Below are 13,062 nucleotides of genomic sequence, written 5' to 3' on the forward strand. Positions count from 1 at the left end.
GAACAAGGAGCAGCTGCATTGGCAGACTGCTCCTTGTTCATTGAACTCTCGTTTTCCGTTAGTTTTTGGAGCTATCGTTCTGCGTTAGTCAGTGAAGATTATACTTTTAGTACCATAAAATCCTCATCAAAATACTTTCCGTTATACTTTAACGCGTTTTTTTCCACACCATAGACATTGAATCCTAAAGACTTGTAAAGCTTTTTTGCAAAGTTATTTTCTGACATGACTGCTAGGTTTATTTGCTCTATTCCATCGCAATCACTTGCTTTTCTAATTAGTTCAAGCATTAGTAACTTCCCCAAACCTTGCCCTCTCTTTTCAGGATCCACATACATCCCAAAAACATTACCTTTGTGGGCAGTTTTTAGACTGGTGTCTCGTACAAAAGCTACGCTCCCAACTATCGAACCGCTATCATCAAAAGCCCCAAGTACAAACTTGTCCCTAGTGGGTTTCAATCGCTCTACTACAGTTTCCAGTGAGAAATTTACTTCTCGCTCATAAGTTGAACCAAAAGCCTCAGGATTGATTTTCAGTGCACATAATCGTAATTCTTGATATAACCTGGCATCGTGCTCATCTAAAACTCGAATATTCATTGACTTTTCCTCCTGTCTCTTTGGTCCGAATTCTAACATATATGATAATCAACATAATTACTGTACTAAACTTCTACTCCGAGATACTTAGAGAATCATCTCCATAGTCTCTCTACTTCTATTAATTTTTGATCTTCAAATTCTAATTTATATATGTCTGGCATAGTGGTTGATTCCCCATTAAAAAATGTAAAATTAATATCTTTATACACTTTCAGCTTGGCTTCCATAAAATTCATATCCTTGATCTGACCAATATCTCTTTCACTGAGCTCTTCATATAATATAATTTCGTTAGTTCCGGCTACGCCTTTAATAGTTTGTATCGCTCTTTCATATGGACTTGATATAAAAACATCAATTTCTTCATCTTTCAAAATTTCATTTATTTTAAGTGCATCCAATTTACCTTTGTCCGACAGCCCTCTTATCCTCTCCATACCTTCAATATATGGTGATTCGGCATGTCTGACAAAATAAATAAAGGTTTTCATCTATTTCACTTCTTCCTATATTGCCATGGTTTCAACTAACATCTTTATTCAGCTATCCGTTTCAACTATTTTGGATAATGACCTAATACTTGAAAATACGTTTACCGCTTCAGTCGGCACGAAAAGGGTTGTCGCCTGTCCTTTTGATATTTCCCCCAAAGCTTCTAAAGATTTATAGGTCGTTACACGGTGTTATCCAAATCTTATATATCATCTTCCCATCTACTAAATCCTGAGAAGTATTTACAGTAATCCTTATATTGTTATTGCTTGCCCATTTTGGAAGGTGCTCGGCTAAATATGCGTAAACCTTATCATCTGGAGTTGCATACCCAACGTTAACTCTTAGACCTCCTGCAAAGTCAGGATAAAGTGAATCTGCCCATTCATAAACTTCCCGAGTAGTGTCAAATATTTTACTTGCTTCCTTGTAGTTCTCATTAATCCATTCAATGTCCATTCGGAACCCTCCGCAACTCCAATCGAGCGGGAGCTGCCTTTACAGCAGCACATTCTCATTTAAAAATCGATTTTCCCTGACGATTTTTCTTACTTTCTTCATCGTATCCGCGTGTTTGGGCACTCCAGCGATTCGGTCGAGCAACAGCCACCTCAGGCAGGCAAGCGCTTCAAAGATCTCCAATTCCCCCGCCGCTACGGGCATTTCCTCTTGATATTTGTACAAAAATGTAAGGCTTTTACTCTCGCTCAAATAGATACGCAGAAGCAGACAAGCCCATGACAGATCAAACCTAGGATCCCCCAGTTGCCCGTTCGTCCAGTCGATCACCGTGTATTGTCCATTTTCTTCTAGAATATTGCCTAAATTGAAATCGCCGTGAATAATCCGGTCCATTTTCATATCCGCGGAACTGACGAGACGGATTAGTTCCTTTTTCATTGCCGGAAACGCTTCGATCCCCGGGAAAAAATACCCAACAAAATCATACTTAGCTAGCGCCCTCCCCTCCAATCCATCCGGAGGCAGCCGGTGAATTTCGGCTAAAAAAGCGGCAATTATCTTAAAAATGCTCGGACTCACCTTCGTTACTGAAGTTCCGTGATAGCGGGTCAGCAGTACAGCGTCTCCAGTTTCGGTTCGCCCATAGCCTATCGGCTCGGATACGCGGATTCCCTGACGATGAAGAGCATCCAAAAGGCGATATTGGCGCAGGACGTCAGGTTTCGAGCGTTTGTTCCACACCTTCAACACAAAATGCTTCTCCCCCTGCGTGATCTTAACTACATCCGCCTCAAATCCCGGTGAAAGCGGGCTAAGCGTCAGTTCAGCCCCTGAAGTAAACAGGTTGTTCAAAATTGGGTTTGTATTATGCCAATCAATACCGGCCAATGAGTCAATCATTGGATTTACTGCTACCTTACCTTCAAATTGTTTCATATCTCACCTCTAGTGATTTACTTCTTCAAGAGAATTCAACATTTTATTTTAGTAAATCTTGATAACGCATACAGGCACTCCGCAATATAATGTATCAACTTCAAACAAAGAAAAAGGAGCATTCGCTATGTACAAAAGAATTCTTCATGACGGGAAGCTTTGTTACGGCAAGCACTCTTTATTTCACTTGGAAAACTGCAATGAACATATTTTAAGCATAGAAGCGGTTCGAACATTTATTGCTACGTTGGTACAAGAAATCGATATGGTGGCTTATGGCGAATGTCAGTGCTTTCGCTTCGGCGAAGGCGATGAAATTGGGTTATCGGGTGTACAGTTAATTTATACAAGCAGCATTACTATACACACTAACGATCTGCATCGGGAGGGTTATTTGGATGTATTTAGCTGCAAAGATTTTTCAGAGGATAAAGTCACTGATTGCATTCATACATTTTTCTCACCAGAACGCATTGGAACCCAAACGATCATCAGAGAATAGTAAAAGATTTTACCCCAACCGTTTCGAGCAGCATCCGAACGAACCTACCAAAGATAAATTCACTATCATCTATAATCAAACGTACGGCGAAGGCGTGATTGCAAAAACGTTTTTTTGCAAAGGCGAACTCATTTTCCGTTTTCACGGTACTTTACTGGATTATCAAACCCTTTACACACTACAAAAAAAGCAAAAAGTCTTTATTGAAGACCCCTACTTTATGGGGAAAATATTACATTGCTGTGACCCCAACACAACTGTCGATATGGAAACGCAAGAATTTTGGGCAAGTAAAGACATTCAACCCGGTGATTTAATTACTATGGATTACGAAACTACAGAAGATAAGCTGTTCAGAAGTTTTCATTGCCAGTGCGGATCCCCAAAATGCCGCAAGAAGATCTCTGGAAAAGGGACACATACTTCTCCTATATTCGAATAAACTGCTTTAACTTGGATGACAATTTAAAAGAAGCTTTAATTGAACCAACTATCCATTAGTATACAATAGCGCTGAGAAGGCCGCCGATCATTTGATATCGGCAGCCTCTTCTCTTTATGTTATTAAACTAAAGTTCCTCGTTAGTTCAAAGAACTGGTGGATAATTTATAGCCACCTTAGAAAAGATTTATTGACCATCTGCACATTGTTTTTTGTTGCCCAATTAACTAAATCCGCGATGCCGCAGTCTTCATCCTTTGAAAACCTAAAACACATATTAATTGGGACAATATTCTTCCCATATGGTTTTATTCCAATAACGGGTCTGAAATATCCCATGTTCATCATTACCTTAATTTCATTCGCTTGAATTGTTCGCCCTTTTAATAGGATTTTATTGTTGTACATGCACAACTCCGTTGGTTTCTTAAATGTTCTGTACAATGTCAATAATAATATAACTAAACATGAAAGAACCACTGCCATCGTAAATACTAATAGTATTACACTCTTCTCTTCATTCAATAGGTTAATTGCATTTTTTAGTGAAATCAAACTTATTATTGTCATGGATATAATGATTCGTATACCAGAAGGATTTTTAACGGAATGTTTAATAATCTCTATTTGGATCCCCCCCTTTATCCATATTAATATTACCATATTTTTCTTTTTTGGGGGTCAATCTTTCGTACTACGCTGCCCATTTGCTGAACAACTTGATCCCATAAAATTAAAAAGCCGCGATTTATGCGGATGTTCTTGCCACCCGACAAAATGGCTTCACTGTTCGCTTTTCCCAAACTCCTCATCCTTCTAAGGAATGGCGGTACTCCGTTGGAGAAAACTTGTAATACTTCTTGAACACTTTAGCAAAATGAGCATATTCATTGTAGCCGACCGCGTAGGCAACCTCGTACACCTTTTTTCCCGGATCACTCAATAGCTCGATCGCCTTGTCCATTCGTAATTTGGCTATATATTGTGTGTAACTAACACCAACTTCTTCTTTGAACGACTTACTGAAATACGTAGGCGACTTCCCTGCAAGTTCAGCTGCGTTCATCATGGAAAACGATTCGTTCGCAAAATTCTGATTGATCTGTTTTAAGGATTCCATCATATTTTTATGCGAACTCCAATTCCGAATATGCCGGATTTCTTCCATTGCACATTGCAGCACCAGCTCAAAATATCGTTTCAATTGCTCGGCTTGACCGTTCCATTCAAAGTCGGTTAGAGATTTTAATTGAATTCTGTTGCCGCTCAGACCCGCTATTTCTGCTTGCAGCAAGTAAAACAGGTGTATAAACATCTCTTTAAGTCTCGCTGAATTTGCTCGATAAGTCTGCAACTGTTGGTGTATCCCTTCAAGCTGCTCCCAAACGGCAGCCACGTTGAGGACCCACATGTGCTTCGCCATTGTCTCCGCTTCTACCTTACACACAGCGATCCATTCACTCCGCTCAATGATGCCTTTACGTTCATTGCCCAGTTTCTTCTCGGTTAAAGAAAGTACTCTTAATACTTCGTCAACATCAAGCGGCTTAAGCAGATAATCGGAAACTCCATGTCGAAGTGCCTGTTTGGCATAGCTAAAATCGCTGTATCCGGAAATGATAATCACTTCAGTCTGGATCCCACGGCTTACGATCTCCTCAGCTAATCGCAACCCATCCATCACCGGCATTCGAATGTCTGTAATAACAACGTCCGGTAAGGAGCTGCTAAAGAGATCCAGAGCTTCTTGACCGTTCTCAGCACATGCACTTACTTCAAATGAAGAAGTCCCCCTCTCAATGATTGTCTTTAAACTGCGTTTCACTGATGGTTCATCATCCACAATGATCACTTTATACATGCCGTTACCTCCCTAGCAATGTAATATCCATATGTGTACCGTTTGGCCGGAAATGCTTGACTTGCAGCATCCACGGCGAGATCAACATCTTCCTTGCATCTGTGAAGGATGCTTTTTCATGTTATACAAGCTCCTTTAAGTTTTTTTGTATAAGTGGGAGAACCGTTTTGCCAAATCGTTCAGCTTCCTCAACATGTGGAAAACCGGATAAAATAAAATGAGTAACCCCAAGGTCGATGTATTCCTTCAAACCTTCCCATACTTGCTGAGGGGTGCCTACAACAGCTGTTCCTGCCCCCTTGCGCACTCGGCCGATGCCTGCCCATTTATGTTTATCAAAGCGATAATCGCCCTTAAGCAGCTCATTCATTCGATTCTGCGCAACCGAATCAGCTTCATTGAAATAAGCCGCCATCTTGGCCTCAACTTCCGGCTCAATGCCCTCCAGCAATTGCTCCGCTGCCTCCCATGCTTCTTCTTCTGTCTCACGAACAATGACATGAATGCGGATACCCAGCTCGATTGGGCCTCTTTGGTAGGTTTCCGCTTTGCGTTTCAGCTCCGCAATCTGCTGATTAACAATGGCGACCGGCTCGCCCCACTGGAGATAAATATCTGCATGCTTTGCCGCTACATCCAGCGCTGCGGGTGAGGAACCACCGAAATATATAGGTGGCTTGCGATTATCAACATGTGAGGGAATGAGTGTGCTTTGCCGGAGCTTGAAGTAGTCACCGTCATAATCAACTGCGCTTTGCTCCCATAGTTTTCGGATAACACTCAAGAACTCATCCGTCCGGTGGTACCTCTCGTCGTGCTCCGTAAAATCACCATCTTGACCCAATTCAAAAGGAGATCCCCCTGTGACCACATTGATCGTTAATCTACCTTTACTGAACTGATCTAGAGTTGACGCCATCTTTGCAGCCAGAGAAGGAGATATAAATCCGGGTCGAAAAGCAATCAGCGGTTTCAATCGTTTGGTGTGATGTACGATGGCTGACCCCACCATCCAGGAATCGAGAAACGGAATCCCCACAGGTACCAGAATACCGTCAAAGCCTTGCTCCTCCACGGTCTGCGCAATCTTAACCAAATAGTCAAGTGTCGGCGCTCGCTCCGGTTTTTTCAAACCTAGCTGACTGCCATCTCCATTGGATGGCGCAAACCAATAAAACTGAACTTTCATTCGTTCCCCTCCTTTTCATAAAAAAAAGAGAAGCACCCCCTAATGGGGAATGCCTCTCCAGTCATCTGGTAGATTCATTCAATGTTTTCGTTAATTATCGTATATCCGATGCAAATACTTTGAATTTTTGTAATTGGTATAACTATAGCATCTTGCAAATTTCTGCGTCAATCCATTTTCGAAAATCATTCATTACATCCCTCTATCCAAATGTCTAATGCTGACATAAAAGATCTGTATGACATTAAAAATATAATTCCGATTGAAGGAATCAAGTTAACATCAAACTTGGAAGAGATTTCTCAAAGTTTGTTAAAAGGTGTTCTATATCTACAATTGGAGCCCAACCTAAGTGAAGGGCTCTTAGTTAATATTGCGGATTTAAAAAGTGGATACCGTGGTAATAATGAAGCTGATAATGAATACAGCGTAATTGGTCCGAAAGTCGGGTTTGTCGAAGATATAGATACCAATCTAAAATTGGCACTACTCTTAATTTGCATCATCTATTATCTTGTATCCGGAGGATTCAGAGTATTAACAGGATTTACTTTTTTCGCGGTTCTATTTGGTACTCTAATAATGCTTTTATTATACTTCCCCTTTAAATCTGGACATATTGAAAATTTATTACCTCTATTTAATCACTCTTTTCAAGATATGCTCAAATCATTTAAATCTTCTAGTACCATGTTTGTCGGATTTGAAACTTTGCTTCTTTACTTCCCTTTTTAAAATTCCCTAAAAAAAACGTGAAATGGGCTCATTTCGCTTTACTTTTTAGTACAATCCAATATTTAGCAATAACGGTTGTAACCCTTTTGTATTTTAGTCAGGGTATGCTAAAACATTCGCTTTGGCCCATTTTGGTGATGACTAAGAGTATTGAATTTTCACTCCTTGCAAGGTTTGAATTTATTTTCATTTGTATTTGGCTTCTTATTTTTATCCCGCCGCTTTGTATCTCGATATGGAGCTGTACAAGAATTATAAAAAGAGTGACCAATCTTAAACCTCAGATGTCATTACTTTTTATACTCATAACTATCTTCATTGCCGCTCTTCCGTTCAACGATCGATTTAAGGTTGATATGCTAGGAAAGTTCGTTGCTGATTTAGGATTTTATTTTGTTTACGCCTATATTCCCTTGCTATTTATCATTTACCTGATCTTTGCAAAAAGAAAAAAAGCCTAACCGGACAGCTTAAGCGCCAGTCTGATTAGGCTTTGTTAACTAAGAGGATCTGCCAAAATGGAGCGTTACGATACTGCACCGCCGAAACGCAGACAGTTCTCCTCGAATTCTTTTTTCAATGTTTGGATAAATAGGAAAACGTCGAAATCCGGTTGAAAGCGATCCTCGTTGCGCCCTACGTAATCGATCACCTCGTTCCACATCCGCCGCGCTTCCTCCATTTTACCCTCTGCTCTCGCCTGCAAGGCGTTGGCTAGTAAAATGACAATTTCTCCATGATAGCGTAGATACATCCATGACTTGGTGCGGCATGGATCGTAATCAGCGGCAATGTTCTTTTCAATTACGGGTATAAATTCGTCCACGGTTTTCCGTACCTGGGATAGTCTTTCTGCCGCTTCTTGGCTAATTCTCGGCTTCTCGCCCCGCATAAAAGGTGGATCAAATAACTCGGAAAGCTTCGCCATGTAATTCATGCAGGCTTCGTGATCGACCCTGAATGCGTCCTCAAAATATTTCCTCGCCAAATCTTCGAATTCAAAGGAGTCATTCCAAAGCGTCTTCCCCATGATATACATGCCGAGACCTGTCGGGAAAAAGGATCTCTGGGTTTGGTCGCTGATTACGCCGCGCAGGCCGAGCAGCTTCAAATTTTTCATGTCGGCGCTAAGGATCTCGGCCATTTGAAAGTATCCGGGGTCGTGATAATGATCCCACATGAAATGATATTCGTAGGCGAAACTGTCACCATCGAACTGCTTTTGCCATTCCTTGAGAAAAGCAATGTTTTGACGAATATCGGATGGAAACTTGAGTTTGTTTCTTACGTAAGGAGGAATGGCTACACCTGTTGTATCTGCATCATATGTTCTGCTGTACGTACGGGTAATCGGCGCAAATAGAAGCACAAAACGCGATGGATTTTTTAAGTGCTCGGTTTCGGGACTCCATAGAAGATCAAGGTAAAGAAGGAATACGACTTTTGTATCCAGTCCTCTTGAAGCAAGCTCCTCATCCAGTCCATTCAACATCATGACGTAAAAATCCGTAGGCGATTTTGCCCGGCAGTTCTCACACTCGCAGTGATTGTTAAGGTCATCCGCTAGCCAGAAGTTCAGCATATCAATATGGCGGTTTTTCTCGACATGGTTTGCGGCATACTGAACAATCAGATTCCGTACCTCTGGATTCGAATAACACAGGTTGGTGTTGAGCGGTATGCCGTGCCACAGTTGCCGTTTGCCGTTCACTTCTGCGAAATAATGGGAAATATCCTCGCCGACCTCGTAATTGACGCTATCCCAGCCTAAACACGGCAGACCCAGCGGCTCGCCGGTCCAGCCATGGCCGACCGCGTGATAAATGAGTCCTCTTTTCTTGATTTCCTTTTCCAGCTCGACTGTAAACTCATCCACTTGCTCAGGAGTTATCGGCTCGGGATGCTTATATTTGTTATGACGATGACTGTACCAGCGGTCGAAAAAAATAAACGGCGTTTTAAACTCCAGAAAGTAGGAGTTGAATCCTCTCTTAGGTGCCCATTCGATGTTTTCCAGCATATTTTCATAGCTGACAGCCCCTTCGATACAGAGACCTCTGTGGCGGTATGAAGCTTTTTCGTTTATGTTGATGACGATACCCTCTAGTTCCCTGCGAGGGATATACTCTCCCTCGGGGCCAGGCCGTAGCCAAATGCAGCCTGCTTCCTCCAAAAACCGGTAAACCGCGAGCAGAACGCTTCTGGCATTCGAGCCGGCGATGATCCCCTTCGTTCCAATAACGTCGATTGTAATGGCATCATCAAGCGCAGGGGATTCGAGTTCATCAAGAGGAAGGCCGAAATCCGAAAACAAACCCAGACAAATTTCAGCTTCGTTAGCCCGATATTCCGATACATTTACGTTTAAGCATTCGATTTCGCAATCACCGGCCGATAACAACTGCAAATACTTTTCAAGCTCTTGAGCAGCGAAATTCACTGCTGGATGCACATTTAAAACGACAAGCCTCACGGTGTGTGACAACGGCAAATCCATCCTTTCCAAAAGAAAATTCAGCCCTTGACTGATCCGGACACTCCTTCAATAAAATACCTTTGGAAAAAGACGAACACAATAATGATCGGCACGATCGCGATGGACGCCCCGGCTGCCAAAGCGGTGTAATCGGTCTGGATATTGTTCACGAAATTGGCCATTCCGACAGCTAGTGTCTTCAATTTCGGATTGTTGATCGTGAAAATCAATGGCACGAAGAACGAGTTCCATGTCCAAATAAACTGCACAATAGCGATCGCGGCCAGAACAGGCTTGGCTAGCGGCAGCATCACTTGAATGAAAATCCTTACAAATCCTCCGCCGTCCATCTCAGCCGATTCCTCAAGCTCCATCGGAATTTTAGCGAAATAGGCAGTCAGCATCAAAATGAATACCACATGCGCGGAGGAGGAATCCACCAAAATCACACCTGTTCGCGTATTCAGAAGTCCGAGCGATTTGATCAGCAGATAAACAGGAATGATCGTATATCCCTTCGGAATAAACATAGTGGCGACATAAACGGCCATTAATGGTTTTTTGCCTGGAAACGGCACCCTAGCCAAAGCGTAGGCCATCATCGAGCAAATACACACGACAATCGCTACGGTTGAAACGGAATAAAGCACCGTATTGCCGAAATAGGTGTTGAAATGCGCTTCCTCCCAAGCCCGGACATAGTTCCCCCATTGCAACGATTTCGGCCATAAATTGAGGCCAGCGGTAATGAATTCGGAATCGCTCTTCAAGGAGGCCAGCAGCGTCCAAATCAGTGGAAACACCCAGACGATGCCGAACAGCAACAGTAAAATTTGCAGTACAAACCACAATACTTTATTGGGTTTCATTGGGTATGCCTCCTTGTTATCCGGACACCCCATGCCAGCAGAGAGGTCAAGAGAAACACCATCCACCCGAAGATCATACCAGCCGCCGATCCGTAACCGATGTTCGGCATTGCCGATGAAAAAATCAGGTTATAGACGTACATATCCACTGTTGTAGTGGCGAAGAAGGGGCCGCCCCCGGTCAGTGTCTTGGCCAAATCGAAGGCGTTGAAGCCGCTGACCACTTCAAGCATGAGAATGACGACGGCGTATGGCAAAAGCAGCGGCCAGGTGATGAATCGAAACGTTTGCCATATGCTGCAGCCGTCTACCTTGGCGGCATCGTAGGTTTCGCGTGGAAGTGACTGCAGCGAAGCCAGCCAATAGATCATAGACATGCCGAAATGCAGCCAAGCACCAACACCGATCATGACAAACATGGCAGTTTGCGGCTGAAGGAGCCAGGGGATGGATTGCTTGATCCATCCCAGCTCCAGTAATACGTTGTTAACCAGCGCGTTGTCGTTGCCGAATATGAACTTCATCACAACGCCGATGATCGCAGTTGTCGACACGACGGGGATAAAATAAAGAGTACGCAACAGCCCTTTCCACTTCAGCATGGCAGAGTTCAAACAAATAGCCATTAATAGGGAAAGCGGCATTTCAAGTGCGATTTTCCCGATCATATAGGTGAAACTGTTTCGGATGGAATTCCAAAAATTTTCATCGTGGAATGCACGCTGGAAATTGGCAAGACCGATAAATTTGTCGAGAGGCCCCATCCCGTACCAATCAAAAACTACGTACACATAGCTCATTACGATCGGGTAAAGTGTAAAGGCAATAAAAAACAACAACTGCGGGAAAATAAACACGTAGGCCCACATGTATTTCCGGTATTTAATTTTGCTAAGTGTACTTTTTCTAATAACCGAAGCCTGCTTGATCATCCCTGTATTCATCTATCAACACCCGCATTCTATTGCGTTATTTAGTATAGGGCTGCAATGGTGTCCAGTCGCTGAACGTGAAATCCTGCTGGCTGATGGCTTTCCCACTTCCGGAAACCGTTTTGATCGCGTCCGTTAGCGCTTGGTTCATCTGCGCATTTTGCTTATCAAGGGCTCCCTTCAAATCAGTAATCTGATTGGTCATGTATCCCTGGAATATATTCAAGAGCGTCGTTGTCGGCAAGTGCTTGCTCACGTCGGTCAATACGTCAATCGTGTATTTGTTTTTATTGATCGGGTTCGGAATCTGGATATAGGTTTGCGCATTCAATTTTTGCGCCGTGTTGTAAACCTCCCAGTCCGACTTCGCCTGGGTTTGTTTAACCGTTGGCAATCCCGGTCCGTAAGTAGCCGCCCCAATTTGGCCATAATTATCAATGAAATAATTCAGGAAGATCTTGACCTCTTCGTAATGCTTCGTGTTTTTGTTCACCTCGAAGCTCGAGCCGGCGAAGCCCTGGAACCCACGATAGGTCTGTTTTCCGTCTTTGGTCGGAATACTCATAGCGACAAATTTGGAGTCCAAGTGATTCGGCGGGTAAGTTTGAATGCCTTCCGTACTGTCTAAGATGAACGCCACTTTCCCATCCCAGAAAGGCGCTCGTGCATCCGCCGGGTTGAACAGCATGCTGTTCGGATGCAGGATTCCTTCATCCTTCATTTTTTTGAAGAAGCCCATCCCATCGATGACACCGGAAGCATTATTGGCATACGTGCCCGTCTTGAAATTGAACAGATATCCCTCATCGGTGCCTATCGGTGAAGCTTCAGGTGTAACAGCCGTCGACAATTGCCCATAAAAGAGCCCTGTTATCCAGCTGGCCATACCGGGAAACACAAAACCATTCGTACCTGGATTTGCCGCCACCGTCTTCTTGGCGATATCGATGAATTGCTCATATGTGAGCTGCTTGCTCAGGTCCTCCGCCGTATACCCCGCTTTTTGCAATAAATCTTTATTGTAAACCAGAACATTAGAATAACGAGATTCCGCGTGAGGGATCGCATAAATTTTGTTGTCTAACATCGTTTGGCCTTCATTCCAGGTTCCGGAGACAAAATCATTACGCTTCGCGGGTGTAATCAAATCACCAAGATCGTGAAGCAAATTCGACTGAACGAGCTGCTGCAGAGGAATCGATCCATTCATAAAAATGTCAGGCAAATTGTTGCCGGAGATGGCGGCCTGTAAAGCGGGCGTGTAATCACCCGGGGCGATGGCGTTCAGCTCCACCGTAATGTTCGGGTGCTCCTTATTGAACTGCTCGACAAGCTTATTCATATTCTTTAGATACGCGCCAGCGAGCCGCTCCCATACTTGAATCTTCACTGGCGCCTGAGCTGCTGTTGGTTTGGGCCCATCGGTCTGGGCCGGAGCTTGGGTCTCCATCGTTTCGGACTTGTTGCAACCCATTAATACGACTCCCAGAGAAAGCAAAGCGGCGATACTTGGCAACCAAGATTTACGTTTCATCGGACAATCCCCCATTTTTTATTATTG

General features: G+C 43.3%; 12 protein-coding genes and 1 pseudogene. 3 read left to right on the forward strand and 10 right to left on the reverse strand.

Translation table 11 applies throughout. The features are described from left to right. Positions 1 to 98 precede the first annotated feature (98 nt). From AC58QC_RS15310 to AC58QC_RS15325, 4 genes are all read right to left on the reverse strand, one after another. On the reverse strand, positions 99 to 602 hold the full coding sequence (locus AC58QC_RS15310; RefSeq protein ID WP_497415988.1) for a GNAT family N-acetyltransferase: 504 nt from the start codon (positions 600 to 602) through the stop codon (positions 99 to 101). A 95-nt stretch (positions 603 to 697) separates the two neighbouring features. Further along, positions 698 to 1,096, reverse strand: coding sequence for a histidine phosphatase family protein (locus AC58QC_RS15315; protein WP_497415989.1), 399 nt, complete (start codon positions 1,094 to 1,096; stop codon positions 698 to 700). A gap of 172 nt (positions 1,097 to 1,268) precedes the next feature. Beyond that, positions 1,269 to 1,556, reverse strand: a complete 288-nt coding sequence (locus tag AC58QC_RS15320) for a hypothetical protein (protein ID WP_497415990.1) — start codon at positions 1,554 to 1,556, stop codon at positions 1,269 to 1,271. Between the two features lie 39 nt (positions 1,557 to 1,595). Continuing rightward, positions 1,596 to 2,495, reverse strand: coding sequence for a phosphotransferase family protein (locus AC58QC_RS15325; protein ID WP_497415991.1), 900 nt, complete (start codon positions 2,493 to 2,495; stop codon positions 1,596 to 1,598). Between the two features lie 127 nt (positions 2,496 to 2,622). On the opposite strand from AC58QC_RS15325, the gene AC58QC_RS15330 reads away from it, so the two are divergent. Together AC58QC_RS15330 and AC58QC_RS15335 are read left to right on the forward strand one after the other, a co-directional pair. Next, positions 2,623 to 2,997, forward strand: coding sequence for an S-adenosylmethionine decarboxylase (locus AC58QC_RS15330; RefSeq protein ID WP_497415992.1), 375 nt, complete (start codon positions 2,623 to 2,625; stop codon positions 2,995 to 2,997). Beyond that, entirely contained in the window at positions 2,894 to 3,439 is a 546-nt protein-coding gene (locus tag AC58QC_RS15335; RefSeq protein WP_497415993.1) for an SET domain-containing protein-lysine N-methyltransferase, read from the forward strand. Before AC58QC_RS15330 ends, AC58QC_RS15335 begins: the two co-directional genes overlap by 104 nt. An 808-nt stretch (positions 3,440 to 4,247) precedes the next feature. Here the strand turns inward: AC58QC_RS15335 and AC58QC_RS15340 are convergent. Next, a complete protein-coding gene (locus AC58QC_RS15340; protein ID WP_497415994.1) occupies positions 4,248 to 5,300 on the reverse strand; it encodes a response regulator transcription factor in 1,053 nt (350 codons plus the stop codon). 121 nt (positions 5,301 to 5,421) lie between these two features. Continuing rightward, positions 5,422 to 6,489, reverse strand: a complete 1,068-nt coding sequence (locus tag AC58QC_RS15345) for an LLM class flavin-dependent oxidoreductase (protein ID WP_497415995.1) — start codon at positions 6,487 to 6,489, stop codon at positions 5,422 to 5,424. Positions 6,490 to 6,663: 174 nt separating this feature from the next. Here AC58QC_RS15345 and AC58QC_RS15350 point away from each other — a divergent pair. Continuing rightward, positions 6,664 to 7,685 (forward strand): annotated as a pseudogene (locus AC58QC_RS15350) (GerAB/ArcD/ProY family transporter). Between the two features lie 65 nt (positions 7,686 to 7,750). Here the strand turns inward: AC58QC_RS15350 and AC58QC_RS15355 are convergent. Genes AC58QC_RS15355 through AC58QC_RS15370 form a run of 4 tightly spaced genes read right to left on the reverse strand, consistent with a single transcriptional unit; the run spans position 7,751 to position 13,035 of the window. Further along, the gene (locus AC58QC_RS15355; RefSeq protein ID WP_497415996.1) at positions 7,751 to 9,709 is read right to left on the reverse strand and encodes a DUF4838 domain-containing protein; all 1,959 of its coding nucleotides are present in this window, start codon (positions 9,707 to 9,709) and stop codon (positions 7,751 to 7,753) included. A gap of 29 nt (positions 9,710 to 9,738) precedes the next feature. Further along, positions 9,739 to 10,569, reverse strand: coding sequence for a carbohydrate ABC transporter permease (locus tag AC58QC_RS15360; protein ID WP_497415997.1), 831 nt, complete (start codon positions 10,567 to 10,569; stop codon positions 9,739 to 9,741). After that, positions 10,566 to 11,513: a carbohydrate ABC transporter permease gene (locus AC58QC_RS15365; RefSeq protein WP_497415998.1), complete on the reverse strand. Its 948-nt coding sequence runs from the start codon at positions 11,511 to 11,513 to the stop codon at positions 10,566 to 10,568. The genes AC58QC_RS15360 and AC58QC_RS15365 overlap by 4 nt, the downstream gene beginning before the upstream one ends. 25 nt (positions 11,514 to 11,538) lie before the next feature. Beyond that, complete coding sequence (locus AC58QC_RS15370) at positions 11,539 to 13,035, reverse strand: ABC transporter substrate-binding protein (protein ID WP_497415999.1); 1,497 nt, start codon at positions 13,033 to 13,035, stop codon at positions 11,539 to 11,541. Between the last annotated feature and the right edge of the window lie 27 nt (positions 13,036 to 13,062).

This window comes from Paenibacillus sp. J22P51, assembly GCF_059692215.1.

Bases quoted from the DNA above. Each gene is read 5' to 3' on its own strand.
- AC58QC_RS15360 (WP_497415997.1), bottom strand. From the start codon at position 10,569: ATGAAACCCAATAAAGTATTGTGGTTTGTACTGCAAATTTTACTGTTG.
- AC58QC_RS15310 (WP_497415988.1), bottom strand. From the start codon at position 602: ATGAATATTCGAGTTTTAGATGAGCACGATGCCAGGTTATATCAAGAA.
- AC58QC_RS15320 (WP_497415990.1), bottom strand. From the start codon at position 1,556: ATGGACATTGAATGGATTAATGAGAACTACAAGGAAGCAAGTAAAATA.
- AC58QC_RS15345 (WP_497415995.1), bottom strand. From the start codon at position 6,489: ATGAAAGTTCAGTTTTATTGGTTTGCGCCATCCAATGGAGATGGCAGT.
- AC58QC_RS15335 (WP_497415993.1), top strand. From the start codon at position 2,894: ATGTATTTAGCTGCAAAGATTTTTCAGAGGATAAAGTCACTGATTGCA.
- AC58QC_RS15365 (WP_497415998.1), bottom strand. From the start codon at position 11,513: ATGAATACAGGGATGATCAAGCAGGCTTCGGTTATTAGAAAAAGTACA.
- AC58QC_RS15325 (WP_497415991.1), bottom strand. From the start codon at position 2,495: ATGAAACAATTTGAAGGTAAGGTAGCAGTAAATCCAATGATTGACTCA.
- AC58QC_RS15315 (WP_497415989.1), bottom strand. From the start codon at position 1,096: ATGAAAACCTTTATTTATTTTGTCAGACATGCCGAATCACCATATATT.
- AC58QC_RS15370 (WP_497415999.1), bottom strand. From the start codon at position 13,035: ATGAAACGTAAATCTTGGTTGCCAAGTATCGCCGCTTTGCTTTCTCTG.
- AC58QC_RS15340 (WP_497415994.1), bottom strand. From the start codon at position 5,300: ATGTATAAAGTGATCATTGTGGATGATGAACCATCAGTGAAACGCAGT.
- AC58QC_RS15330 (WP_497415992.1), top strand. From the start codon at position 2,623: ATGTACAAAAGAATTCTTCATGACGGGAAGCTTTGTTACGGCAAGCAC.